General features: G+C 39.9%; 26 protein-coding genes. 10 read left to right on the top strand and 16 right to left on the bottom strand.

From position 1 onward, the window contains the following. Window positions 1-110: 110 nt before the first annotated feature. Window positions 111-338, bottom strand: a complete 228-nt coding sequence (locus tag M3196_RS18595; protein ID WP_251323839.1) for a hypothetical protein — start codon at window positions 336-338, stop codon at window positions 111-113. A 143-nt stretch (window positions 339-481) separates the two neighbouring features. Between M3196_RS18595 and M3196_RS18590 the strand changes: the two genes are divergently transcribed. Continuing rightward, window positions 482-1,318 (top strand): deoxyribonuclease IV, encoded by an 837-nt coding sequence (locus M3196_RS18590; RefSeq protein ID WP_251323838.1) that lies wholly within the window; start codon window positions 482-484, stop codon window positions 1,316-1,318. A 326-nt stretch (window positions 1,319-1,644) separates the two neighbouring features. Here M3196_RS18590 and M3196_RS18585 read toward each other — a convergent pair whose 3' ends face one another. Together M3196_RS18585 and M3196_RS18580 are read right to left on the bottom strand one after the other, a co-directional pair. Beyond that, window positions 1,645-2,097, bottom strand: a complete 453-nt coding sequence (locus M3196_RS18585; protein ID WP_251323837.1) for an SRPBCC family protein — start codon at window positions 2,095-2,097, stop codon at window positions 1,645-1,647. A gap of 15 nt (window positions 2,098-2,112) precedes the next feature. Then, window positions 2,113-2,598, bottom strand: coding sequence for a DinB family protein (locus tag M3196_RS18580; RefSeq protein WP_251323836.1), 486 nt, complete (start codon window positions 2,596-2,598; stop codon window positions 2,113-2,115). A 272-nt stretch (window positions 2,599-2,870) separates the two neighbouring features. Here M3196_RS18580 and M3196_RS18575 point away from each other — a divergent pair, with 272 nt between their 5' ends. Beyond that, window positions 2,871-3,476, top strand: a complete 606-nt coding sequence (locus M3196_RS18575) for a spore germination protein (protein ID WP_251323835.1) — start codon at window positions 2,871-2,873, stop codon at window positions 3,474-3,476. A gap of 82 nt (window positions 3,477-3,558) precedes the next feature. Here M3196_RS18575 and M3196_RS18570 read toward each other — a convergent pair whose 3' ends face one another. From M3196_RS18570 to M3196_RS18550, 5 genes are all read right to left on the bottom strand, one after another. After that, window positions 3,559-4,575, bottom strand: coding sequence for a Gfo/Idh/MocA family protein (locus M3196_RS18570; protein WP_251323834.1), 1,017 nt, complete (start codon window positions 4,573-4,575; stop codon window positions 3,559-3,561). Window positions 4,576-4,937: 362 nt separating this feature from the next. Further along, on the bottom strand, window positions 4,938-5,795 hold the full coding sequence (gene ypfJ / locus M3196_RS18565; RefSeq protein ID WP_251323833.1) for a KPN_02809 family neutral zinc metallopeptidase: 858 nt from the start codon (window positions 5,793-5,795) through the stop codon (window positions 4,938-4,940). Window positions 5,796-5,936: 141 nt separating this feature from the next. Beyond that, on the bottom strand, window positions 5,937-7,181 hold the full coding sequence (locus M3196_RS18560) for an erythromycin esterase family protein (protein ID WP_251323832.1): 1,245 nt from the start codon (window positions 7,179-7,181) through the stop codon (window positions 5,937-5,939). A 172-nt stretch (window positions 7,182-7,353) separates the two neighbouring features. Further along, window positions 7,354-7,854, bottom strand: coding sequence for a GNAT family N-acetyltransferase (locus tag M3196_RS18555; protein WP_251323916.1), 501 nt, complete (start codon window positions 7,852-7,854; stop codon window positions 7,354-7,356). Between the two features lie 125 nt (window positions 7,855-7,979). Next, window positions 7,980-8,552 carry a biotin transporter BioY gene (locus M3196_RS18550; RefSeq protein ID WP_251323831.1) on the bottom strand — a complete coding sequence of 191 codons (573 nt, stop codon included), beginning with the start codon at window positions 8,550-8,552 and terminating at the stop codon, window positions 7,980-7,982. A gap of 103 nt (window positions 8,553-8,655) precedes the next feature. Here M3196_RS18550 and bioD point away from each other — a divergent pair, with 103 nt between their 5' ends. The 4 genes from bioD (at window position 8,656) to M3196_RS18530 (ending at window position 12,438) form a co-directional block, all read left to right on the top strand. Beyond that, window positions 8,656-9,363, top strand: coding sequence for a dethiobiotin synthase (gene bioD / locus M3196_RS18545; protein WP_251323830.1), 708 nt, complete (start codon window positions 8,656-8,658; stop codon window positions 9,361-9,363). Continuing rightward, complete coding sequence (gene bioA / locus M3196_RS18540; RefSeq protein ID WP_251323829.1) at window positions 9,360-10,718, top strand: adenosylmethionine--8-amino-7-oxononanoate transaminase; 1,359 nt, start codon at window positions 9,360-9,362, stop codon at window positions 10,716-10,718. Before bioD ends, bioA begins: the two co-directional genes overlap by 4 nt. A 294-nt stretch (window positions 10,719-11,012) precedes the next feature. Then, window positions 11,013-11,552 (top strand): GNAT family N-acetyltransferase, encoded by a 540-nt coding sequence (locus M3196_RS18535; RefSeq protein WP_251323828.1) that lies wholly within the window; start codon window positions 11,013-11,015, stop codon window positions 11,550-11,552. A gap of 334 nt (window positions 11,553-11,886) precedes the next feature. Further along, window positions 11,887-12,438: a hypothetical protein gene (locus tag M3196_RS18530; RefSeq protein WP_251323827.1), complete on the top strand. Its 552-nt coding sequence runs from the start codon at window positions 11,887-11,889 to the stop codon at window positions 12,436-12,438. 377 nt (window positions 12,439-12,815) lie between these two features. Here M3196_RS18530 and M3196_RS18525 read toward each other — a convergent pair whose 3' ends face one another. Both M3196_RS18525 and pepT read right to left on the bottom strand, forming a co-directional pair. Beyond that, entirely contained in the window at window positions 12,816-14,084 is a 1,269-nt protein-coding gene (locus M3196_RS18525; RefSeq protein ID WP_251323826.1) for an aminopeptidase P family protein, read from the bottom strand. A gap of 359 nt (window positions 14,085-14,443) precedes the next feature. Then, a complete protein-coding gene (pepT, locus tag M3196_RS18520) occupies window positions 14,444-15,676 on the bottom strand; it encodes a peptidase T (protein WP_251323825.1) in 1,233 nt (410 codons plus the stop codon). 168 nt (window positions 15,677-15,844) lie between these two features. Here pepT and M3196_RS18515 point away from each other — a divergent pair, with 168 nt between their 5' ends. Beyond that, complete coding sequence (locus M3196_RS18515) at window positions 15,845-16,801, top strand: nucleoside hydrolase (RefSeq protein WP_251323824.1); 957 nt, start codon at window positions 15,845-15,847, stop codon at window positions 16,799-16,801. A gap of 269 nt (window positions 16,802-17,070) precedes the next feature. Here M3196_RS18515 and M3196_RS18510 read toward each other — a convergent pair whose 3' ends face one another. From M3196_RS18510 to M3196_RS18500, 3 genes are all read right to left on the bottom strand, one after another. Continuing rightward, complete coding sequence (locus M3196_RS18510) at window positions 17,071-17,232, bottom strand: hypothetical protein (RefSeq protein WP_251323823.1); 162 nt, start codon at window positions 17,230-17,232, stop codon at window positions 17,071-17,073. Between the two features lie 12 nt (window positions 17,233-17,244). After that, window positions 17,245-17,679: a DUF1801 domain-containing protein gene (locus tag M3196_RS18505; RefSeq protein WP_251323822.1), complete on the bottom strand. Its 435-nt coding sequence runs from the start codon at window positions 17,677-17,679 to the stop codon at window positions 17,245-17,247. A 148-nt stretch (window positions 17,680-17,827) separates the two neighbouring features. Continuing rightward, window positions 17,828-18,367 (bottom strand): hypothetical protein, encoded by a 540-nt coding sequence (locus M3196_RS18500; protein ID WP_251323821.1) that lies wholly within the window; start codon window positions 18,365-18,367, stop codon window positions 17,828-17,830. 196 nt (window positions 18,368-18,563) lie between these two features. Here M3196_RS18500 and M3196_RS18495 point away from each other — a divergent pair, with 196 nt between their 5' ends. Further along, on the top strand, window positions 18,564-19,685 hold the full coding sequence (locus tag M3196_RS18495) for a glycosyltransferase family 4 protein (RefSeq protein WP_251323820.1): 1,122 nt from the start codon (window positions 18,564-18,566) through the stop codon (window positions 19,683-19,685). Further along, the gene (locus M3196_RS18490; RefSeq protein ID WP_251323819.1) at window positions 19,682-20,857 is read left to right on the top strand and encodes a glycosyltransferase family 4 protein; all 1,176 of its coding nucleotides are present in this window, start codon (window positions 19,682-19,684) and stop codon (window positions 20,855-20,857) included. Before M3196_RS18495 ends, M3196_RS18490 begins: the two co-directional genes overlap by 4 nt. On the opposite strand, the gene M3196_RS18485 is transcribed toward M3196_RS18490, so the two are convergent. The 3 genes from M3196_RS18485 to M3196_RS18475 are packed head-to-tail and all read right to left on the bottom strand — an operon-like array spanning window position 20,843 to window position 24,069. After that, complete coding sequence (locus M3196_RS18485; RefSeq protein WP_251323818.1) at window positions 20,843-21,994, bottom strand: glycosyltransferase; 1,152 nt, start codon at window positions 21,992-21,994, stop codon at window positions 20,843-20,845. The two genes, M3196_RS18490 and M3196_RS18485, sit on opposite strands and share 15 nt — an antisense overlap. 16 nt (window positions 21,995-22,010) lie before the next feature. Continuing rightward, window positions 22,011-22,697 (bottom strand): glycosyltransferase family 2 protein, encoded by a 687-nt coding sequence (locus M3196_RS18480; RefSeq protein WP_251323817.1) that lies wholly within the window; start codon window positions 22,695-22,697, stop codon window positions 22,011-22,013. Between the two features lie 13 nt (window positions 22,698-22,710). Further along, a complete protein-coding gene (locus M3196_RS18475; RefSeq protein ID WP_251323816.1) occupies window positions 22,711-24,069 on the bottom strand; it encodes a sugar phosphate nucleotidyltransferase in 1,359 nt (452 codons plus the stop codon). Window positions 24,070-24,368: 299 nt separating this feature from the next. On the opposite strand from M3196_RS18475, the gene M3196_RS18470 reads away from it, so the two are divergent. Next, window positions 24,369-25,349: an NAD(P)-dependent oxidoreductase gene (locus tag M3196_RS18470; protein WP_251323815.1), complete on the top strand. Its 981-nt coding sequence runs from the start codon at window positions 24,369-24,371 to the stop codon at window positions 25,347-25,349. Window positions 25,350-25,367 lie beyond the last annotated feature (18 nt).

The following is a 25,367-nucleotide window of genomic DNA, read 5'->3' as shown; positions in this document are numbered from 1 at the left end:
TGTTCATATATACTCTTTTGCGTTTTGTTTCATTGTTCCACTTCTCAGTTCCAAATATGTGATGGATGAAAAACAAGACCGCCCATAGGACAGTCTTGTCTATTGTCAAGCTATGAAAATAACTTTCTTATCGATTGAGATTGATTGATGGTTTCACTTTTCACATCTACGTTTAGTTTTCGAATATTATCACAATAAATATGAAGTCTTTGTGCTTTGTCAGCGTTGAGATAAGAGGCGTAGTTATCCAGCTTATCTACTTCGCGTAGTACGTCTTCTTTTGTGTCTGCTTTCTCAATCCTGCTGCAGCATGAGCTGATTTGATCATAAACAGACATGTTATCCACCTCCTTTAGGAATTTATATCAATATTCCCTTCTCCATTTTTTTAAAACTGAGACCAATGGACTGCTATTCGAATATCATCCTTGGAATTTGGAAACTTTATGTTTATATTTTCTGAATGAAAGAAGGGATTATTGTGCGGTTTGGCTGCCATGTCAGTATCAGGAACGGTTATCTCGGAGCTGCTAAACATGCTCTTTCATTAGGTGGCCGCGCGTATCAATTTTTTCCGAAGAATCCGCGCAGTCTGTCTGTAAAGGATTTTAATAGAGGGGATGCGGCAAGCTGTAAAGCATTTTGTGAAGAGAACAATCTGATTTCCGTGGCGCATACTCCTTATCCAACGAGTCTTACTCCATCTGATGATAAAAGAGAAATAACGATTAAGTCTTTAAAAAATGACCTTGAGATTGCTAACGCCTGCGGTTCTGCGGGTGTTGTCGTGCATTTCGGAAATCCGATTCCAGGAGAAGATCCTCTTGCAAGCTATCAGCTGATGATTCATATGCTGAATGCCGTTCTTAATGATTGGGATGGATACTGTAAAATTTTATTGGAGAATAATGCTGGTCGGCCGGGTTCAATGGGAACGACGATAGAGGAGCTGGTCCAAGTGAGGAACCTGTGTGAACATCCCGAAAAAATAGGCTTCTGCCTTGATACGTGCCACGCTTTTGCAAGCGGTATGTGGACGGGAAAGAATTGGGATGAGCTTGAGGAAAAAGGTACTGAATTAGGTTACTTTCAGCATTTGACGGCTGTCCATTTAAACAATTCCCGATATGCATCTGGTGAAGGAAAAGACCGCCATGCCAACATCTTTCATAACGGTCATATAACTGAAGAGCAATTTACGAAACTGGTCCTTTCCCCGGTTATGAAGAATGTTCCTTTTGTTTTGGAGACTCCATCTGAATATGGGATCACGCATGGTGAAGAAATAAAGGAATTGTATGAGAAATGGGGTACTTAATTGTTGATGGATTTATTAATTACCATCAAAAATTTCTTAATATCTAACAAAAACAGTGAAAATAATGAACTTTAACAATAAAAAACGGCCTATAATCTATTAGAAATAGAGTAAGCCGTTTATTTTCAGATTCATGTCCTTATCGAAAATACATCTCTCGTATTTGTGTGAATGGAAAGGACGATTTCATTACAAAAATATTAATTACTACGTTAATTACAGAAATCCCACGTTATTTTCATTTTTCCCACGAAACTCGACCATAATCCCACGTTAATTTCAATAAACACGATTTTCGACAATAATTTACAATTTATGAAAAAAATTTACAAACTCACTGCCGGCAGTGTCTTGCCTGTTTCAAGGAATGTTTTCAGGTTGCTCAAAATCGCTGGCCAGCCGTTGTTTGCCCCTTCGAACGTGCCCTCTTTTTCAACAAAGTCGTTCTTCACCAGGTTTTCATGAATCACTGTGAGTTTCACCGTCGAGTCCATGTGCTGCAGCTTAAATGTTACGACAGTCGGACTTTCTCGCGGTGTATCATCATCTTTGTGCGTCCAAGTAAACGAAAGCTCGTGGACCGGGTCATACTTTAGGACATTTCCCTCATCAGTAACTTCCCCGTTACGGGAATAGGTAACACCTGATCCTTCTTCCCAATCTGACTCGATTCTGCTCCCGAAAAAGTACTTTTCCGAAATATCACCTTCTGTTAAGGCTTCCCACACTTTTTCTGGTGAAGCCGCAATGTAAGTTACATATACGAATGTTGATTCCATTTATAATCCTCCTCTTTAATGAACACCCTTCTTCGGATCCCAGTTACCATTGGTTTTACGAACCTCAACGATCTGACCAATATGATAGGCGTTATGGATGTTGATATTCCCGAGAACCGAATACCACGGATCATGACGGTCTTGATGCGCTGAACGCTCGAACACTGCATCATCCGCTCCCTTTACTGCACTTGCCCACTCTGTCAGCACACTAAAAAGCTGCTTTTTTGCCTCTTCCCAGTCCTGCTTGTTTTCACTTTGAAACGTCTCGTCATTGCTTTCTATTTTTTTCGAAGATGAATCTCCCTTAAACCTGCCCAAATAACGCTCGTTCCAAAAGATTAGGTGATTCACGATCTCCCGGATCGAGTTGCTGTCGCCTGACTTTTCGTTCGCCTGCTCTGCCGTTAACCCATCCAGTGCCCGTTCGACCGGAACAAACCAATTTGGCTCATTATGATTGGCAGCCATCTGTCTTAACAGAATTGTTTTTTGGTCCATGTAAAAAACCTCCTGAACTTGTATAATCACGAGTAAACAATTCTGCAAAAACAGAGAAACTCCTTTAATTCGACTTCATTCCCTTCCTTTCCTCTCGTAAACATAAGAATATTTCAGCGCACTCCAGGTAAAAATATCAAAAAACCTGTACGGGAGTTTTGCTGATGGTATTTAAGAGAAGACCGATCAAGAAGCTTCTAAAAGACAAAGGCAAAGAATAAGAACAGCCGCAACAAGACAATCACAAAAAGGAAGAGTCACCAGAGGATGCCTTGTCCATTGAACTCAACCAAAACATACAGTATCTGCAGCAAACGTTCAGTAACATTTCTGATCTCTCATTTTCAGATTTTGAACTAGATAATAAAAAGGCTGTGCTGATTTATATAGACGGTCTGGCAGACAAGATGATCATCAATCATTTTTTCGAAAACATCAGTCGTTCTAATAGTCTTATCAAACACTCTGAGTACTTGTCAGAGACAATAGAACCTTTTGATTTTATGAAACATTTTTTTGCACCTGTGAGCAAAGTAAAGGAAGTTTATCTTTATAAAGAAGTCACATCAGCCATACTCGCGGGAAACGCTGTTCTGCTAGTAAACTCAGTTTCAAATGCTCTTGTGATTAACGCAAAAGGCTGGAGAGATCGTGATGTTTCCGAATCAGCAACCGAAAATGTCGTACGTGGGCCGAAAGAGGCTTTTACAGAAAACATCCTGACCAATACGACCTTAGTCAGGAGAAAAATAAAAGATCCAAGACTATGGGTTGAGAAAAAAGAGATCGAGAACATTACTCAAACAAGTGTATCTCTCATGTACATCCATAGCATCGCAAACGACAAAATCGTTTCCTATGGGGACTCTTGCCGGTGACAGTTTGGCTTGTTTCCATGATCAGGGGAAAACCTGCTTAAAAGGAAAAAAGAGCTTTTGTATCAGCTCTTTTTTTGTGGTATCAGATTCCTTGTTTGATTCCAAGTTCAGAAAGAAGTACACGGCGGCCTTCGCTGTTAGAGGTTGCGGCTGCTTCATTAATCGCCGTCAAATTTAAAATATCTTCTTTTGTAATAGAAGGTTTATTCCCTGTCTGAATCGCTTGTACCCATTGCTCCATCGCCGAATAGATCGGTTCCGGAAGCTCTTCTGGTGTCACCCACTCATCCGTATTAAAGTGCTTGCTCTTAATTCGGATGTTTTCCCCTTCAATCATGAGTGTTCCTTCCGTTCCATATAGTTCAAGCTGCTGTGGACTTCCATACGATAAGAATCCGGTTTCGATCATCCCCATCGCACCTGACTCAAACTCGACCATCACTACCGCGTTGTCGTCCACTCCGAGATGATAAAGTTCGTTCAACTTACCAGTGACCGCTTTTACTTTTCCTCCCAAACGGTTTGTTAAGTAGATCGGATGCGCGCCGAGATCAATCAACGCCCCTCCGCCGCACTCTTCTTTATGATAGAAATGTTCAGGCAGCCATCCTTTTGGATTTTCTTTCGTTGGCACAGACCCATTGTGCGCAACCCGGCATCTGATGTATGTAATGTCACCAAGAAGACCTTTGTCCACCACTTCCTGCGCGTACAGATAAAAAGTCTCTGTCAGCCGCGGAAGATTGACCATAAGCTGAACGTTGTTTTTCTCCACTGCATAAAAGATTTCCTCGCACTCTTGAACTGTAAAGGCCAGCACTTTTTCCGTAAAAATATGTTTCCCGTGGTTCGCAGCCGTTATAATAATATCCTTATGACGGTTCGTCGCTGTCGTTACGATAACACCGTCAATCTCAGAACTCTCAAAGACCTTTTTTAAGTCCGGCTGAAAAGAAACCCCTAATTCTTCTGCCCATTCTCTTCCCCGCTCTGGATTTTCATCCCAAACCATTTTGATAGAGATCGATTCATTTTCTTGCGCTTCACGGGCGTAATCAACCGCGTGTACATGCCATTTGCTTAGTAGAGCTACATTCATTTAAATCACCTCTCCTTAAACGTTAATACGCTTATTATGACATATGTTCATGTTTCGGACTTCTAAAAATGCTTCATCTATGGTTAAAACTAATGGGCTGGGGTGTGGTTCGGGTGTGCGGTGTCGAGAGGTGTCGAAAATCGTGTTTCTGAAAAATAACGTGGGATTTAAGGGTGTTAACGTGGGATTTTTTGAAATAACGTGGGATTTTTCTCCCCTACCGTGGGATTCCATTTTTCATAAAAGAAAGTGTCCTTTCTAAAAGGACACTCACCTTATTTGTTTCTCCTAAAAATACTCCCTATAAAAAATGGCCCCTAGAGGATACGTTCTTCCTCATTAAGGGGTATTTTTTATTCCTATTAACTTAAATTCCTATTAAATTCCTTCGCTTTAAACGTATCTCCGCCCTTGATTGTACCGTTTTTAAATCCTTTATGAAACCAGCGCTTACGCTGTTCAGATGTACCATGTGTAAAGCTTTCCGGGACTACGTATCCCTGATGTTTCTTTTGAAGGGTATCATCACCGACCGCGCTCGCTGCGGTCAATGCTTCTTCCAGATCACCTTCTTCAAGTACATTCATATCCTTCGCATGATTTGCCCACACACCTGCGTAATAATCAGCCTGTAATTCAAATCTTACCTGGTACTTGTTATATTCGGTCTTGCTGAGTTTTGAACGCATCGCATGCAGCTCTTCGGATTTTCCTAAAAGGGTTTGAACATGATGACCTACTTCATGAGCAATAACATAAGCCATCGCAAAATCTCCTGGTGCATCATACTTATTTTGAAGTTCTTGATAAAAACTAAGATCTATGTAGAGCTTCTGGTCACCAGGACAATAGAAGGGACCGACTGATGAACCAGCTGCTCCGCAAGCGGACTGAACACTGCCAGAATATAATACAAGCTTTGGTTCTTTATAGGTTAAGCCCTCTTCACGAAAAACCTCAGTCCACACATCTTCAGTATCCGCCAAAACAACGGAAACGAACTGAGCATCTTCCTTTTCCTTTTCGGTTTCTTCATAAGGAACGGACTGCTCTGTCCCACCGTCTATTCCACCAAGAAGGTCACCGGGATTCCCGCCTAAAAGCGTAATAATCAAGACGATGATAAGACCACCGACTCCACCCCCTACAGCTAGCCCTTTACCACCCATTCCTCTTCGGTCTTCAACATTCGTGCTTCCGCGTCTGCCTCTCCATTTCATCTTGTGTCCTCCTCGAGTCAAATCAAACTTATTTTAATAGTTTGTATACCCCAAGTTTTATAAAACTAGACGAGTCTATTTAAAACTTAAATAATGCTTCCTAAGTCCTTCAGCAAAAAGTCTTCTTGAGTTATCACTTAGTTAAAGAGGGTGCAGCGCATTCGAATGGTTAATAAAAACAAAAGCATCATACCGGTTTGAAAGACTAGTTGGAACATAGTTGCCAAGATGCTCATACCGGGGATTGTACACAACACCGATTGCTCTGTGACCTCTTACTTCTTGCAGTTTTTCGTGATGCTGTCTTAGCATTACGATCTGGTCATGTGCACCTGCTGCATGAAAGATTCCTTCCCAGGTGTCAGGAGGTGCTGGCGGTACCATGATTTTTTTATAAGGAGTCCCCCATTCATCCCCTGCAATTACGGTACCTCTATGAGTACCAAAACCTACTGCGAACACATCTTCTTGCCTATGGTTTTCACGGATCAATTGACCTACGTTCACCATGCCTTCTTCTGCCATATCTGTAGCTCGTGCATCACCAATATGTGTGTTATGTTCCCAAATGATTACTTTTGCGTCACCACCATGAAAATCCATCAGCCGTTCCACAGCTTCAGCCATGTGCCGATCTCTAATGTTCCATGTTTCTGCATCTCCTTTCACCATAGAACGGTAATAATTTTCAGCGTGCGCAGCAACCAGTGCATTGAGCTCCAAACTAAGACCGCCTTCAGGATCCTCCTCATATGAATCCCGATTCGACTGAATTTCTACAAGCAGCTTGATCACTTCATCCTCACAGCTTTCAGAAAGATACCCCGCCGACATTGCATATGTTTGTTCATCCTTTTCAAACGGCTGAAAACAAGAAAAAGCTTTTTTGGCAGACTCCACTCGTTCAGAGTCGTGCTTTTCCAGATATCGAATAATCTCTTCCATCGATTCAAAAAGGCTATACATATCGATGCCGTAAAAACCGACCTTTTTTTGTCTCGTCTGTTGATCGTTATAATTTTTCAGCCATGATGTAAAATCGAGAATTTCTTTGTTAGCCCACATCCAAGACGGCCATCGTGTAAAACTGTGTTTTAAAAGAAAATCCAACTGAGGCTGATTGGCGTAGTAGCCCTTTATGTAACGATTTATCCGATAACAGGAGGGCCAGTCTCCTTCCACAGCAATAAAAGAAAATCCTTTTTCTTGAATCAGCTTTTTAGAAAGTTCAGCACGAATGGTGTAAAATTCAGACGTTCCATGCGATGCTTCTCCTAGCAGAACATATCTGGCGTCACCAATTTCACTTACAATGGCATCTAAATCTATGTTGGTATTTAACCGGACCGTATGATTTCTTAGATAATCGGACAACGTTTTCTCCATCTTTCCCACCTGCTTTCTACCTGTACTATAACCAGCTTAGTTTCTTCTTAAACGGAACAAAAAAAACAGAGTGCTGATTGCACTCTGTTTAAGCTATTCCGTCTTTCCTTCATAGGCGTCCATGCCGCCACCATGCAACAAAAAAGAAGAGGGATCCTCTCCTTTTCTTGGTTTAAATGTTTTTATAATAGAGAACCGTGGTATCCAGTTCTCCTGTTTCTGATCGGGCAAAATTAGGTATACGGCCAGCTTCTAGGTAACCCATCGATTGATAGAGCAGGTTTGACGGATCTCCCTCTCTTGTATCCAAGACCAGTAACGATCTACCTTCCAGGTGTGCTCGCTTTTCAATCTCATGCATTAATTGCCGTGCAATTCCTTTTTTTCGATAGTCGGGATGCGTCATTAGCTTCGCGACCTCTGCCCGGTGCGTTCCGTTCGGCTTCGTACAAAGGTGCAGCTGAACGGTTCCTGCAATCTTACCATCCACTTTTGCCGCTAAGAAAATAATTTCAGGTGTCTCACAGCTTTTCCAAAATGCATCAGCATCCGCTATTTTGAGAGGAGGCAGAAATCCGATGGAAGCTCCATCATCCACTACTTTTATTAACAGCTTAGAAAGCTCCTCTAAATGCTCATCTACATTATGCACGTGTAATATCTCCACACCTATTTTCCCCTTTTTTCTTTTTCATACAGTTTAATGGTTTAAAAGTGTTTTTACTATCTTTTTGTAAGATTTTCTGACAAAGAGTTTAAAAGGACGGAATAAGTATGGTAAGTATTTTTCATGCTTATTTAAATAGCCTTCTCTATTTGAAAAGTACTTTTAAGAGCGGTTTTTAATTTAGGCACTACAGAAAAGGATACCACTGTCACCGCAACATCTAACGGCAGATAAGCCCCCATCCACCCCCAGGCAACCAAATAACTGAAACCATCAGGTGTTTCAGCCCAAAATCGAAATGCAGCATACATAAAGTTTGTACCAATAACGTAATTCAAAAGCAAACTTAGAAACGCAGCTAATATGTAAGATGTTTTTGACGCTTGCAGCTTGTCTCCTACCAGTTTCCCGGTAACATAGGCAACTGCTATAAATGAAACGATAAAGCCGAACGTAGGACTCAATAGTTGCGCAGGTCCTCCTTTTAATTGAGCAAATACAGGCGCCCCCATCAGACCAATCAACATATAGGTTACCATGGAGATCGCCCCTAACCTGCTTCCCAATACGCCACCTGCCAAAATGGCAAACATGAGCTGCAATGTAACAGGAACGCCTCCGATCATTAAAAACGGAGACACGTTTGCTCCAACCGCCATCAGTGCTGCAAAAAGTGCACAAACGACCATATTACGTGTTTTCATATCTTTCCTCCTTATGAAATTGATGAAAAATACCGTTGCCTAACATTCTCTCATATGTTAACCTCATTGTAAATTTAGTTGACAATTAATTTGGAGGTTAACAATGGCTGGTTATTTTATTACCGGAACAGACACAGATGTGGGAAAAACTGTAGTAACGAGTCTACTTCTGTCCCATTTTAAAAATGCTGGTGGGAGCGTCTTCCCTTATAAACCTATTCAAAGCGGGGCAATCTTGGACGACGGCAAACTTCAAGCCCCTGATGTGCAGATGTACCAACGGGTTCTTCCGCAATTACACACAGAGAAAGCTTGTACATATCTATTAACAAAAGCGAGCTCCCCTCACCTCGCAGCAAGAGAAGAAAATGTGACGTTTGATATTGACGGCATCTTAAAAAACACGGCAAACCTAGAGGCCCAACATGACCTGGTATTGGTCGAAGGTGCTGGAGGCGTGGTCGTTCCCATTCAGGATGATTATTGCATGATTGATTTAATGAACGACCTGAAACTTCCTGTCATTCTTGTAGGTCGTGCGGGGCTCGGGACGATCAATCATACCGTTTTATCCGTTATGGCATTAAAGTCAGCATACATACCGATTGAAGGCATTATTTTAAACGCCACACAAACGCGAGACGAGAGCATTGAAAAAGATAACATTGAAGTGATCGAACAACTTACCGGTATCCCTGTTCTAGGGATTATTCCTCGTCTTGAAAATCTGGATGAAGCTCTTCAAAACCCTCAGCACTTTCAATCCATTTTTCAACAATTGAATCAAACAAAGGAGGACATGATGCGATGAATCAGCAAACCCTTTTGGAAGACAGCAAAAATTATTTATGGCTTCCGTTTACCCAGATGACAGACTACGAACGTGATCCACTTATCATTGAAAGCGGTGAAGGAATTAAGTTAAAAGATATTTACGGAAAAGAATACTTAGACGGATACTCTTCTCTTTGGCTAAACGTTCACGGACACCGCAAAAAAGAAATGGATGAAGCTATTAAGAAGCAGCTGGATTCTATTGCCCACTCTACACTTTTAGGCGCATCCAATATCCCTGCTATTAATCTTGCTAAAAAGCTCGCAGAAATTACTCCAAAAAACTTAAAGCGTACTTTCTACTCGGACAGCGGAGCAGAATCGGTTGAGATCGCGATTAAGATGGCCTATCAATATTGGCAGAACAAAGGCTATAAAGATAAAAGAAAGTTCGTTACCCTATCAAACGGCTATCATGGTGATACAGTCGGCGCGATCAGTGTCGGTGCGGTGGATATTTATCACCGTGTCTATGGCTCTCTTATGTTTGAATCGATCAAAGCACCATTTCCTCTCGTCTATCGGAACAAAGAAGAAACACCTGATCAAATCCGGGATGCAGCATTAGCTCAATTGCGAAACATCTTTGAAGAGCATCACAGGGAGATCGCGGGTATTACGGTGGAAGCTCTTATTCAAGGCGCAGGCGGTATGAACATTATGCCTTCTGGTTATTTAAAAGGGGTGGAGAAGCTTTGCCGCGCGTTTAACATCCTTCTCATAGTGGACGAGGTCGCAACAGGATTTGGACGTACCGGAAAGATGTTTGCCGTTGAACATGAGGAAGTTGAGCCTGATTTGATGACCATTGCAAAAGGCATTACAGGGGGATACCTTCCAATCGCAGCGACGATGACAACAGAAGAAATCTATGAAGCTTTTTATGGAGAATATGAGGAATTCAAAACATTCTTTCATGGACATTCATACACTGGTAATCAATTGGGATGCGCAGCCGCACTTGCAAATCTGGAAATCTATGAGAGAGAAAATATCATCGAACAGGTGCAAGAAAAAATGGCCTATGTCTCTTTTGAACTGCAAAAGTTAAAGAAGCTGGAGCACGTTGGAGATATACGTCAACTAGGCTTAATGTGCGGGATCGAACTCGTGCTGGATAAAGAAACGGATGAGCCATTTCCGTGGAAAGAGCGTATTGGCTATAAATCTACTTTACGCATGCGTGAGCTCGGCATGCTGACACGTCCTCTTGGTGATGTTGTGGTGTTCATGCCGCCGCTTGCCAGTTCGAAAGACGAACTGCGCAAGATGATCTCCATTATGAAACAAGCGATTCATGAAACGACTGAGGCATTTGTAAAAGTTATATAATTGAAAGAAAACCTGTCAATATCTTTCTTTGACAGGTTCCTTCTATTTTTACTTTCTATCCAAGCTTGTTAACCCACACGTGTTTATCGTAACCCCTTTTTTTCCAGCACCAGAGAAATGAAGTCACTATGAAAGACTTGATTATTAAAGGAAATCTAATACAAAATACAAAAACATGAAACATATGATACATTTGTTTCTTGTTCAACTAACTCGCAGGTTAATTGAATACATAATTTTTTAAAAATGATAAGATTATTATCAGTCGATAATATTTTGTAAAGTGGTGGATTTATGAATATTTTAGAAAAGTTTGCTGATGTACCTAAAATAGAAACGGAACGTCTCATCCTTAGAAAAATCACATTAGATGATGCAGAAGATATGTATTTATATGCTTCGAATGAAGAAGTAACGAGATATGTAACTTGGGATACTCATTCTTCATTATCAGATACAATTGAATTTATTAATACGTTTTTACCTCAATATGATGCTCTATGGGGGATTGAGCTTAAAGAAAATGGTAAATTTATTGGAACCGTTCACTTTGTTTGGTGGCAGCCAGAACACAATAGTGCTGAAATTGGATATGTTCTATCTAAAGAATACTGGGGCAAAGGGTTAATTACCGAAGCAGCAAGGGCAATCACCTCTTTTGGTTTCATAAGTATGAACTTAGTTCGTATTCAGGCGAGATGCTTTTTAGAAAACAAGGGTTCAGAGCGTGTTATGAAAAAGTTAGGTATGTCTTTCGAAGGTATAAGTAGAAAGGTAATGTATGTTAAAGGGGAACATAAGGACTTAAAGGTGTACTCCATATTAAAGTTTTAGATGTATTTTTTATGCTTTTTTAATAAGCAAATAGTTAAAAATAGAACTTCCATTAAATCGGAAGTTCTATTTTTACGCTTATATCAACATTGAACTTTAATAGAGCCTAATTAAAAAAACCAAGAAGACTTTCTCCTTGGTTAATGATTAATAATGGGCAACACATAACATGTTTCGCCCTACTTCTAATCCAAAAACTAACATTAATCCCAAATTAATTATTACATTTTTTCTTTCACAAATCCTTTAAACATCTAAAAGACCAACCATTCGCGATTAAAGAGAAAAGTCTATATGATGTTAATATGAAAAAACAATAACAGGAGTGTGCTAATTGACTAAAATCTTATTAATTGGCAGTGGTTATGCCCACTTATCCATTCTTCGCCGTCTATTAAACGAGAAATCCAAAGATTACGAAGTTACCTTTATCTCATCTTCTAAAGATGATGTCCCGATAGATTTTGAATCCTTAATTGAAAAGGCATCTTTTTCTTTTATAGAAGATACTATTATTTCGTTTGACCCACTGCAAAAAATGCTGCTGAGCTTTTCAGGCGAGATCTACCGTTTTGATGTGATCTCATTTGATTTTGATATGAAGTTCTCCCTATTTAAGCAGGCACTGGTTCCGGTTGCTGAAGATGGGACGATGCTTGTGGAAGACACCCTGCAAAATAAGGAGTTTCCTTTTCTTTTTGGTGCCGGAGATTGTGTTTCAATCGGTGGGCTTCCTAGTGGAAGTAAATTCAATGACAAACAAGGTGATGTTCTGTGGAACAATATAAAAAGGTATATTTCTGGTCAGAAATTACATACTTTAAACAATAAATCTATGTCTGATCCGTTAAATAAGTGGCTCACCCGTATTTTTAAAAGATTTTAATGACTTTTTCCAATAAGTCTATAGCCTATTGAGCGAAACGGTAGGGTGTTTGAGCGAAACTCGGTTATCTTGAGCGAAACGGGACCGATTTTGAGCGAAACTCAACGATCCTGAGCGAAACCTCGATGGTTTTGAGCGAACGTGTAATAAATTAAAGAACACGTACCGTAAAACGAAAAAGAGCTAGCTAACACATCAAGTTGCCCTCTTTCTTATGTTTACTTCCTAATTAAAAGTCCCGACACAAGTTACCATCTGTCTTTAGCATACCTTGATCCAGCAAATTTGCCAGCAGGACAGCAGCTTCAACTTTTATTTTTATTGTTGCGAAAGTGAAAAAAACACCTCCTAAACTTAATAGAAGGTGTTGAATAAAATTATCTTTGAGAAGAAAGCTGGCCTTGAGTCGCCATAAACTCTTCAATCACTTCTGGTTCACGCATGATATCTTTTGAAAGATTCTCGTATCCATCTTCCGTTACTAAAATGTCATCCTCGATGCGAATTCCGATTGACTCTTCTTCAATGTACAATCCAGGCTCGATCGTAATGACCATTCCTGGCTCTAGGACACGGTCTTTATAGGAACCGACATCGTGCGTATCCAAGCCAAGGAAGTGTCCAACACTATGATAATAGTATTTGGAGATCTCGGAGTCTTCTTGAATCAAGCCGATCTTTCTGCATTCTTCTGATAAAACCTTTTTTGCATGCTTATCAAGTTCCTCATAAGGAAGACCTGGCTTAATTAGAGCTGTGGTTTCTTTCAAAGCCTTTAAGACGATGTTATACAGCTCTTTCTGACGATCTGAAAATTTGCCGTTTACCGGGAACGTATAGCTGATGTCAGCGTTGTAATAATCCTTTTGTGCTCCAAGATCCAGCAGAACGAGATCGCCATCATTGGTTTGCGCATTATTGTGCTCATAGTGCAGCACCGTTGCGTTTTTACCGCTCGCCGTAATCGTATTAAACGCATAATTGCGGATGCCATTTGATTTTAATGTGAAATCAAAATGCGCTTCGAGTTGATATTCCATCATTCCCGCTTTAGCGTTCTTCAGGATATTGTAGATTCCCTCTTTGGTGATTGCGATCGCTTCTTTAATCTTCTGGATTTCTTCTGATGTTTTATAAACACGAAGTTCACAAATCTCAGGATAGATGTTGTGGATAGCAACATGCGGGTAATGCTCTCTGATGTGTTTAGCAAAAAGAGAAGTGCTTGTTGGTGCTCCTGACCAGCCTCGACGCTCTAAATCTAAACACACCTGTTTCGCTTGATTCGTGAAGAAGTTTCCTGCGACAAACGACTCAAAGCTATCCACATGCTTAATGTCTTTAATTCCGGATATGTTCTCTGCTTCTTCCTTAGAAACGGTTTTGCCCACCCATTTTTCCATTACCGGGTCCGCTTTTTCAATAAAAAGTGTTTCCTCAAATGTTTGGCCATTCTTCTTCATCACCAAAATCACATTAGGCTCGTTAATACCTGTTAAGTAATAAAAGTTACGATTCGGTACGAACGGATAATGCTCATCCGCTGACTTTTGAGGTGCTTTCCCTGCAAAAAGAATCGTTAATGATTCATCAGGCAGCCATTCTTTTAATCTGCTTCGATTTCGTTCAAAGAAATAAGACTCCATAAAGATCCTCCTAATTTGTAATCGTTAAAACCGACTGAATAGTTTATTTATGTACTTATATTATAAATAGTTTGCCGTTTTAATGACAGTTATTTTTTGAATATTCGTTTGATTTTGAAATTGCATCCATTAACTAAATCGTTTGCTGAGAAAATAAACCAAGAATGTAAATACTGCTAGTTCAACAAAAAGAAAATAAAAGAGCTTTGGAAATCTCTCCTTGTACTTTTCTCGCTCAAAAAAGAACTTTATCAGAACGATGGATGAAGCTGTCAGGAACAAGTAAAATGGGCATACCCATAACTCCATTACCATTTAATAAAAGCTAACCACTGGATAAATTGGTTAGCTTCTGACTTCTATGATTCCTGCTCAAACAACTGAACAAGCTCAATGATGACTTGGGTAGCTTTGATCATGTTATCGACTGAGATATATTCGTGGCGGCCATGATAGTTTTCCCCGCCTGTAAAGATGTTCGGTGTCGGCAGTCCCATGTACGAAAGCTGAGAACCATCTGTTCCGCCTCGGATCGGCTTAATGATCGGCTCAATCTCCAGTTTTTTCATGGCTTTGTAAGCGAGATCTACGATTTCTTTAACAGGTTCGATCTTCTCTTTCATGTTGTAATACGTATCTTCCATCTCCAGCAGAATATTATCTTTACCATACTTTTCTCTTAGTTCATCGATAATAGCTTGCATCGTAGATTTTCTCTTCGCAAAAATGTTTTTGTCATGATCTCTGATGATGTAACGCATGTCTGTTTGCTCTACATCACCCTTCAACCCGATCAGATGATAAAAGCCTTCATAACCTTCTGTGTATTCAGGGGCTTCGTCTGCTGGCAGCTTACTTTGGAGTTCCATCGCGATTTTAGCGGAGTTGATCATCTTTCCTTTTGCAGACCCAGGATGAATGTTCTTGCCCAGGATTCTAATCTTGGCATCAGCTGCATTAAAGCTTTCATACTCCAGCTCACCTAGAGGTCCGCCGTCCATCGTGTAGGCAAACTTCGCGCCAAACGCTGCCACATCAAATTTATGAGGGCCTCTTCCGATCTCTTCATCCGGTGTGAATGCGACTCTGATCTTGCCGTGCTTGATTTCTGGCTGTTCGATTAAATACTTCATCGCTGTCATGATTTCCGCAATGCCGGCTTTGTTGTCTGCTCCAAGCAGTGTTGTACCGTCAGTTGTGATCAGCGTGTGACCTTTGTAGTCTTTTAAACTAGGAAAATCTTTCGGTGATAATTCAATATGTAGGTCTTTGTTCAAAATGATAGTATCCCCATCATAGTTTTCAACGATCTGCGGCTTCACGTTCGTTCCTGTAAAATCAGTCGCTGTATCGACGTGAGCCAAAAATCCGATAACCGGCACATCTTTTTCCGTATTAGATGGGAGACTTGCCATCACATAGCCGTTATCATCAATCGTTACTTCTTCCATGCCGATCTGTTTTAATTCTTCAACTAACATATTCGCAAGGGTCAGCTGTCCAGGCGTCGAAGGTGTAGATTCACTGCTCGCATCAGATTGGGTATCAACTTTTACATAGGAAGTAAATCTATCAATGATTTCTTGTTTCAATTTTCACTCAACTCCTCGTATTTTGTTTTATCATAGCATGTTTGGTTATACGGTACCTATTCTTAGATTCTTTAACCAAAATTAAACGATTGAAATAAAGTTCATATTTATTCCAGTTAATTTACTTACATCTTATGCATAAGATTATTGTTGAGGGGAGGCACAGATATGTATAATACATTATTGTTTTGCGATCCCGGGATTGATGATTCACTTGCGATCATGTACGCCCTGCTTAATCCAAATATAAATGTAGTGGGTATTGTTTCAAGCTACGGAAATGTGCCTCAGCAGCAGGCAACTCAAAATATCGCTTATCTTGTTCATCTTGCGAACCGACCTGACATTCCCATTATCGCCGGAGCGAGGAGTCCCTTTAGTGGTGAAATAGCTGTTTACTATCCTGAGATCCATGGTGAAGAAGGTTTGGGACCTATTAGACCCCCAGAGACGATTCAACGGGAGATTCTTAATTTCGATGAGATCTTTAAAATTATTAAACGCTATGAAAATAACCTGTGTATCGTCGATGTTGGAAGGTCCACATCATTAGCAACTGCATTTATTCTTGGCGGGGATGAGCAGATGAGTAAAATTTCTGCCTATTATATCATGGGCGGTGCATTTCTGGTTCCTGGAAATGTAACACCTTTAGCTGAAGCAAACTTTCATGGCGATTCGATCGCATCCAATCTTGTTTTAAATAAAGCGCGAAACGTCTACATTCTGCCATTAAACGTAACGAACTATGCGCTCATCAAAACGGAAACCATTAATCAGATCACAGCTGCCAATTATAATGCGTTCACCCCTTTAATTAAACCGATTTTTGATTTTTATAACGCTGCCTATAAAAAGTTAATACCTGGCATTGAAGGCAGTCCACTTCATGATGTACTAGCATTATTCGCTCTCGTTCATCACAATCAAGTTCGTTATATCGATCGTAAAGCGCAAGTTTCTACGAATATGGATCAGACAAAGGGACTCAGCTCTGCAGACTTCAGACCCCTCGTTCCTCCAGAACCTCAGGCTGTGGCTGTTGATCATATTGCAATATGGTTTAATTACGACGCTTTTGTCCAGGATTTTATAAAAATTATGACGACTAGAGGCAACAGTTGATTTATTTAGAATCCCTTCACTTGCCTGAACAACTTGTCCTCTGCTTGCATATGATGTAGTATCCAGCACAAGCAAAAAAGTGCTGTGATAATAGCGGGGTGATTTTTTATGGGTTGTTTCAGAAAACACGACAGATGCGAGTCTTCTTCCTCTTCTTCTAGCTGGATTCACTTCAAGTGTAAGAGATGCAAGAAAAAGAAGAGAAAGTGCGGCTGCAAAAAACACTGGTAATAATTAAAAAGGAGGAGTCCGGATGGGCTCCTTCTTCGCTATTTCTTTTTGTTTTGACTGCTTGATATCGCTAGACTAAATACAATACCAATTCCGATTCCAATAGCAATATTATCAAGAGCGAGTCCGATCGCAACCCCTATTGCAATACCGATTGCTAACCCGCTATTTGAAAAGTTAAATGTTTTCTTTTTCTTCAAGTGCCCTCCTCTTCATACATTATTCTTTTCTTGTGGATACGTCTTTTGTAAAAATGCTACAGATTGCTTTATTAATTTTTTTAATATCTCGACATCTATATCAGCTACTTTATTTATGTATACACAAGCCGCTCCAGTAGTATGTTTACCAAACTTACTCAACAATTCATCACGATTTGGGTCTCCTGGTGCAAAGTAAAGACTAATCTTTGCTTTCCGCGGCGAAAAGCCGACAATGGGAGCATCTCCTTCATGACCCGTTTTGTATTTATAATGATACGATCCGAAACCAATGATGCTCGGTCCCCACATCTTTGCCTCAAAATCAGTAGTTTCTGTAAAAATATCTAATAGTTTATAAGCATCTTCACGTTTCTTAGGGCTATCCACACTCTCAATAAACTCGATGACGCTGTTATCATTCACTTTAGTTTTAAGTTCGTACATCTTTTGCACTCCTTTTTCATTGTATTGCGCTATATTAGTCTTCTACATGTAATTTTTTTCTCCTTTAACAAGATTCACGCGTATTCAACTTCCCTTCAACGACAAAGAAATCAGGTGGAAACTACCATCCACCTGATCGCAAAATCATTTAGTCTTTCTTACAAACAACGAAATTACTGTACGGGAAAAACAATGCTGGATCTGCCTGTTCAAGCCCTGGTTCTTCAAAATTAAATACACTTCCGCCAATAACCGATATCTCGGCAAGGCCGCAAAGTACTTGGGAGGAATGGGAACAAACATTGAAATCCCCTTTTGCTGTAACCCTATAAACCGCATTACTCTCATCTTTTCCTAATCCCAAATTCCTAGGGATATTCCTTTCAATTCGTGTACACGTATGCGGTTTCAGAGTGAAGTACCCTAACTTAATTTCTTTTTCCTCAATATCTTTATATACATTTATAAACCCGCTTGCTGGCTCTATTGGTTCTAAACAAACACCCAGTGTAACTTTTACCTTAAGCTCTTTACTCGTTGGATTTTTTAAAATGATTATGATTCTATCGTTGTCCCGCCCGCCTTGAAGCTCTGAATCAAGCTCTTCTGGTACAAGAAATGGACCTGTGGTTATTTTTACTTTGCTGCTTTTATTTTTATCTTTGGATTTATCTTTAGATTCACCCATTTACACACACTCCCTTTTAATCTTTCTCCCACTGTCTCTAAACCTCAACATATTAGATGCAACTTATTTTAAAAGGGAATGGGCACTAGTTAATTTTGGGCTCTTTGTCATGAGTTACTAAAGGACCTGGCACGCTACAATTTTTATAAACATATACATATAGATAATTACCGTTGAGCGAACGAGGGGGATACATATGAGGGTCGGAATCAATTTATTAACTCTTTCACAAGACAGATATGGAGGCGTAGAGCAATATATTAAACACTTAATTTGGCATCTTAAGAAGGCTGATGAAAACGTAAAGTTATTTCTTTTTCTTACAAAGCCAAACAGAGATCTTTTTCCTGACTTTCAAAACCGCTTAAAAAAAGTCATGATTAAAGAATCCAAAATTCAAGCCGAAATTCATAACCGGATCCATGATAACCAAATCGAAATATGGTTTTCACCGTTACACAAATCGTATATTCCTAATATCAAGATCCCATCCGTAGTAACGATCCATGACGTTCTGCATACTCGCTATCCGCAATATGTACCAGGTGAACTGGAAGAAAACAACCATTACTATGAACAGTTTGCTCCATCCTTCGACGCAGTCTTGACTGTTTCTGAGTTCTCGAAAAAAGCTATTTCAAGATTCCTGCTTATCCCAAAAGAAAAAATTACGGCCACTTATCCTGGTGTACCCGAAGCATTTCACCATTATTCAGATCGAAATTATATTGAAAGAATAAAAAACAAATATCAATTAGAGAATGAGTTTGCCATCTATCCTGCCAGCTATAATCCACATAAGAATCACCTAAATCTCTTGAAAGCCATCGTTTTGCTGCGGGATCACTACAAAAAGCGTGTCCCGCTGGTTCTTACCGGTTTTACTTCTAAGGAAAACCGCACACATCAGTCTGTCTTAACATTTTTGAGGAATCATTCACTTGAGGATCAAGTAAAAACTTTGGGATATGTTCCTCCAGAAGATATGCCATATCTGTATGCAAATGCATCTTTTCTCGTATTTCCTTCTCTTTATGAAGGCTTTGGTATTCCTTTAGTGGAGGCGATGAAAACAAATTGTCCCATCGTCTGTTCAGATAGAGGCAGCATTCCGGAAGTTACAGGTGATGCTGCGATATTTTTTAATCCCGAAGATCCTCAAGACATTGCACTAAAAATCTTGAGAATCTTGAATCCTGAAGAGAGGGTTTTTCTCATCGGCAGAGGTAACGTACGCTCAAAGATTTTTTCTTGGGAAATCTGTGCCAAGAAAACGCTAAATGTGTTTCGAAGTGTTTTGAAGAAGGATGAGAAATGATGAAAAAGCTGTTGGTGTTAAATCACTTTCCGACCGTGTATCCTCCTACAAGCGGAGGCACTCTACGATATTTTCATATTTATCAAGAACTCAGCAGTTATTATGATATTACTCTTCTTTCACAAACATTTAACCACAAAGGGGGAATCTTTAATTATTCTCCTACATTTAGGGAATATAAAGTTGAGAAAGATTCTTTTTACAATCAAGTGGTGCAAAAACTGCAGCACAATGAATTATCATATGAATTCGCATTGATCATTCAGACTGAACTGTCCAAATTTCCTTGTCTTTATAAAAGTCTTTTTGAAACTCTCTATAAATCTAGTGATCTGATCGTTCATGAATCTCCTTTTTTGCATAGGTATGATCAGCATTTCGGCAAGGATCATAAACTTAGAGTCTATAACAGCCATAATCACGAATACAAGCTGGCAGAACAAATTTGGAAAAATGAGCAGGCAAGGCATTTCCTTCCTGTGCTTTTTGGGATGGAGAAGAACCTAGTGAACGGGGCAGATCTCGTCTTTTCAACTTCAGAGAACGAAAGAAATAGTTTTATAACGATGTACAAACCAAATCCCTCCAAAATAAAATTAGCACCTAATGGCATACATCCAGCTGCATGGCTTCCTAGGAAAAAGCAATCTAATGAAAAACCAGCCGCTTTCTTTATAGGTGCGGAATACCCGCCAAATATTGAATCCGTGGATTTCATCATTCAACACCTTGCTGATCGTTGCCCGGAGATTAATTTCGTTGTCGGCGGAGGATGCTGTGCACCCTTTGCAAACTCCAGTAAACCTAACGTGAAACTATTAGGAAGAGTGCGACACAAACAAAAATTAAGATTATTGGCAGAAGTAGATTTCGCGATTAATCCCATGTTCACGGGTGCTGGAGTAAATCTGAAGACATTGGAATTTCTATCAGCAGGAATTCCTTTATTCTCAACTGATTGCGGTGTAAGAGGAGTCGAGCTGATCCATATGAAACACTATATTCATGCTGAAAAGAAAGACTTTGCTGATACACTAAACCGATATCATCGTAATCAAAGCCTATTACAAGAAATTTCCTTAAACGGACAAAGCTATATAAATGAGAAATATTCATGGAGTACCATCGCCAAACAGATGAACGGGGAAATCCAAAAATTAATTGCCGATTAATTTTTCGATGGCCTGTTTCATGGCAATTCCTGCTTTTTCCCATGTCATTCTCAGCATATCTTGCCTGCCCTGTTCTCCCTTTTGTTTACAAAGAGCTGGGTTCTTATAGGCATATCTCATCTGCTGCTTTAAGTGCTCCAAATCTGCTTCTGCCCATACCTGGCCTTTTTCAGCAAAGTTGTGGTAAGTGGTTGATATCTTATTTTCGCTGCTCATACTGATTGCGGGATTCTCTAGCTTATACTTTATCAAAAAAGAATTCTGTTCATTTAAAAAATTCATCTGCCCTCCCCACCCTGTTGCAATTACAGGCAGACCGCTAGATAAAGCCTCAATAAACGGCAATCCGACTCCTTCTCCTCTTGTAGGAAGAACAAACGCATCTCCTGCAGTATAAATTCCTTTTAATTGTTTTTCCTCGCATATCCCTGTCTTCAGATACAGAGGTGCTGTATCCTCTCCAAAGCCAAGCCTTCTTTTATAATTCATGATTGCACTTCTGATTTCTTTCCGTGAACTGCCATATGTTTTGATTACGAGCAGCACACAGTCATCTGAAGTGAACTCTTCCCAGTACGCACGCAGGAGAGTTTCTGGATTTTTCCGGTGCTGAAAATCAAAGACAGATACAAAAACAAACTGACGCTCTGCTTCACGCAAAGAAAGTTTTGGATTCTCCGGGTGAAACATTTTTGTATCTGCCCCATGAGGAACCAAAAAAAGCGGTACAGAAACACCGCTGTCTTTCAGTGCTTTTATATTGTGAGTGCACGGTACGCATACCGCATCATATGCCTGGATGATCGGCTTCCAAGATTCTGGGATCTTATTTGTTTCCCAAACCGTATTTAACATGCAGTGGTCAAATCTGTTTCGTTCTTCTTTATCCATGAAGGCTGGGGGAGAATGATAGACAAGGATTTTAGTTTTATCGTTTGAAACCGGTTTTTCAATGAGCTGCTGCAGCCTCGCTTTTTTATCATTGTCCTGCATGTTAAAAGGGAAATTCCACGTATAGGTTTCGATTTTCACATCAACACCTTGCCTGTCGAGAGCCAGTGAATATTCCCTGCTTGCTGTTCCATACCCCGTTGCATCTAAAACAGGTCCTCGCCAAATGACTTGATAGTCTTTCATCATTTTCTCCTTTTTTCTATTCGAGAATAAGAGGCTTATAGTCTTCTGTATGACAAACAATGGATGATTTTCTTTTGAGTGCGGCGTTATCGATATTCCAGGTGTGATGGCCGGATCGCAAAGAGCGTATACAAACGTAATTTCTTTTATCTGAGGAATACAATCTCAACTGATTCTTTACACACTGCCTCAGAAAAACAGTATCCTCCCCAAGGTTTAGTGCAGGAAAATGGATTCTTTCACAGATTTTTTTATTAAAAAATAGAGTAGCGCCCTTAAGGCCTTGTCTTACGAACATTTTCTCTCTACTAGGACTATTTACAGTCAATAACTTCTCATCTTCAAAATACATATAGACCGTTCTTTTCCCGACAACGTCTGCTTTCGTCTCTTGCAAAGTGTCCCATGAGTGCTGAAGATAGTGTGGCGCATAGTAATCGTCGTCATCAAATTTTGCAATATAAGGATAGCTAGCTTTTTGAATTGCAAAATTTAAACATTCACCTAGCGTATACTTACTAGGCATCTTATAAACAAATACATTTTTACACGATACTGATCTTGCTTTCCATTTAGCTAAATGTAAGCTGTCGTGGTTTAAAACAATAATTAGTTCTTTTTCTGCAAAAATTTGATTATCATAATTTCGAAAAACATTCTCCATAAATTGTTCTCTCATTGTGCAGCAGATAATTGAGACCATGAACATCTCCACCTTACATACCTTGTTGAATAGCCTCTTCCCATGAATAAGTAATACGTATAAGATCTTTCTCGGAAACGTTAACCCCAAGCTGTACTTCAATAAATGTAAGCGATGTTACAGCCTTTATGGCATGTTTGACACCTATTGGAATCTGAATAACATCCCCTGCTTTAATGTGGCGTAACTGGTTGTTTATGATCACTTGGCCTGAGCCTGAAATGACCGTCCAAATCTCTTGCCTATCTCGATGCAAATGGAAACTAATATTTCGGTTTGGGAGCACATTTACAATTTTCGTTATGGATTGCAACTCATCAACCGGTGCAGACTTTTCTATAATCTTATAACTGCCCCACCGTTTTTCGACATATCGAGGTTGTTCATCTGTTATCTGCAGCTTTACTCCTGAACATTTCTTTTTGTCAGCAACAAGAATTCCATCAGGTCCTGCGACAATCATGCTGTCTGAAATCCCTATTACATGCAAGGGCTGGGACAATTCGTTGACTACATGTGTATTAGACGAGTCCGCTGACACCTTACATGGACCAATAATACTAGAGTCCATTTGTTCACTGAAGGCCTTCCAGGTACCGATATCTTTCCATTGCCCCTCATAAGGAACGACGATAGAACGTCTGTTATGTTCGGCCACAGCAACATCAAAACTTAATTTTGGGAGTTTATGATAAACGGCTAGCAGCTGTTCGTATTCCTGAGGAAGCCCTTTTTTATCAAGGACTTGCCGCATGAATTTTATCGAGAAACCATAGACTCCGCAGTTCCAAAGTGCTTTTTTCGTTATTAATTCTTCTGCTTTTTTATACTCAGGCTTTTCAATAAAATGAGTGATCGGGTAATAGCCATCGTACTTTTCAGTGATTCTTGGAACGATATATCCAAGTTGATCGGAAGGAAATTTAGGTTCAACACCAATGTGTGCAAGGTCTGCATTGGATTTAGTGAGAATGTCTGGAATTTTTTTAATTAGATGGAAGAAGGAAATATTGGTGAAAGCGTCAACGGGCAGTACACAAACCTTTTCATTAAGCCCTGCATCTTGTTTTGAATGGAGATAAGAAACCGCTAAAGAAATAGCAGCGAATGTACCTTTTTGGCTTGGTTCACTGATAATTTGAACGGAGGTTTCTAGTTGGTTTCGAATCAAATCTTCTTGATCTTGACTAGTAAGGATATGAGTCATTGAAAGAATTCCCACTTCGTCTAATTGTCTGGACACACGCTGCAGCATGGATTCACGTTTATTATCCTCTGTGCTTAGCAGCTTAAGAAATTGCTTTGATCGGACCTTATTTGACAAAGGCCAAAGTCTTCTTCCAGCACCTCCAGATAACAGAAGAATTTTCATACGTTTCCCCCACAGACATATTAGAAAAAAAACTGCGTATTTCCACGCATATCTGAAGCTATATTCCCCAATGTATTTAGCACCATAAGTCCCCCCATCTTCTGCTAATAATCTTTTTCATTTTCTCCACCTTTTTATTGTGCTAATTTTGAGTTAAACCCAAAACAGACCATTTGCAGATATTCATAATCAAAGACCATAGATATTCTATGAAGGTCTGATTCGCGATATGCGATATCCAACAAAAGCTTCAGTATTTTAGAGATGAGTAATAATAAATAAATGAGGGGATGTTCACAGTGAAAGTAGTCATTTTGGATGATTGGGAAGGAAGCTTTGCAGCAAATTCAGACATTGAACGTCTGCGACAACACTTTCAAGTAGAAATCTATGACGATAAACCAGCAGAAGATGAGCTTCTAAAACGCATTGAATATGCAGATGTCATTATCCCAATAAGGGAACGTACCGCATTCTCAAAAGAAGTTTTACATAGTTTAAGAAATATTAAGCTCATTGCTCAAACCGGATCCGGACTTGCCCATATTGATATGGAAGAAGCGAATTGGCTAAAAATCCCTGTAGCTACGACTCCTGGTGGTTCTGCCGCTGTTGTAGAGCTAATTATCGGCGTGATGATTACTCATGCTCGCAGCCTGTTGTCTTTAAACGAACAAATGAAACAAGGAAACTGGATTGAATCGACCGGCTTTGGTTTAGAAAATAAAACAATCGGAATTATCGGTCTTGGTAAAATCGGTTCAGGCGTTGCGAAAGTCGCCAAAGCCTTCAACATGAATGTCATCGCTTGGGGACCACGTTTAACAGAAGAACGTGCACTGTCTTCAGGAGTTGGATACAGAGAACTGGATAACTTGCTGAAAGAATCACATTTTGTAGTCATCGCCGTAAGACTCGTCCCTGAAACTAGACATTTACTTTGTGAGAGGCATTTTGAAAAGATGAGAAACGATGCTTTTCTCATTAACACTTCCAGAGGAGAAGTAATCGATGAATCTGCACTTATCACTGCGTTAGTTAAAAAGCGGATTGCAGGGGCTGGTCTTGACGTTTTCTCTCAAGAACCGGTCGATCCAAACCATCCTTTACTTCGGCTTGACAATGTTATTCTTACTCCGCACATTGGGTGGAAGACAGATAACATGTTTCATCAATTCTTATCAACGAGCATTGATAACATCCTCTCTTATATCATTGAAGGTACTCCGAAGCGAATTGTGAACCTGGAAGAATTGGACAATAAAAAGCCCACCTTTTAGAAAGTGGGCTTTCTCTGG

It is taken from the genome of Fictibacillus nanhaiensis (assembly GCF_023715445.1).
Lineage (GTDB): Bacteria > Bacillota > Bacilli > Bacillales > Fictibacillaceae > Fictibacillus > Fictibacillus nanhaiensis_D.
Note: the sequence above shows the minus strand (reverse complement) of the source record. Positions and strands in the feature narration are given on the sequence as shown.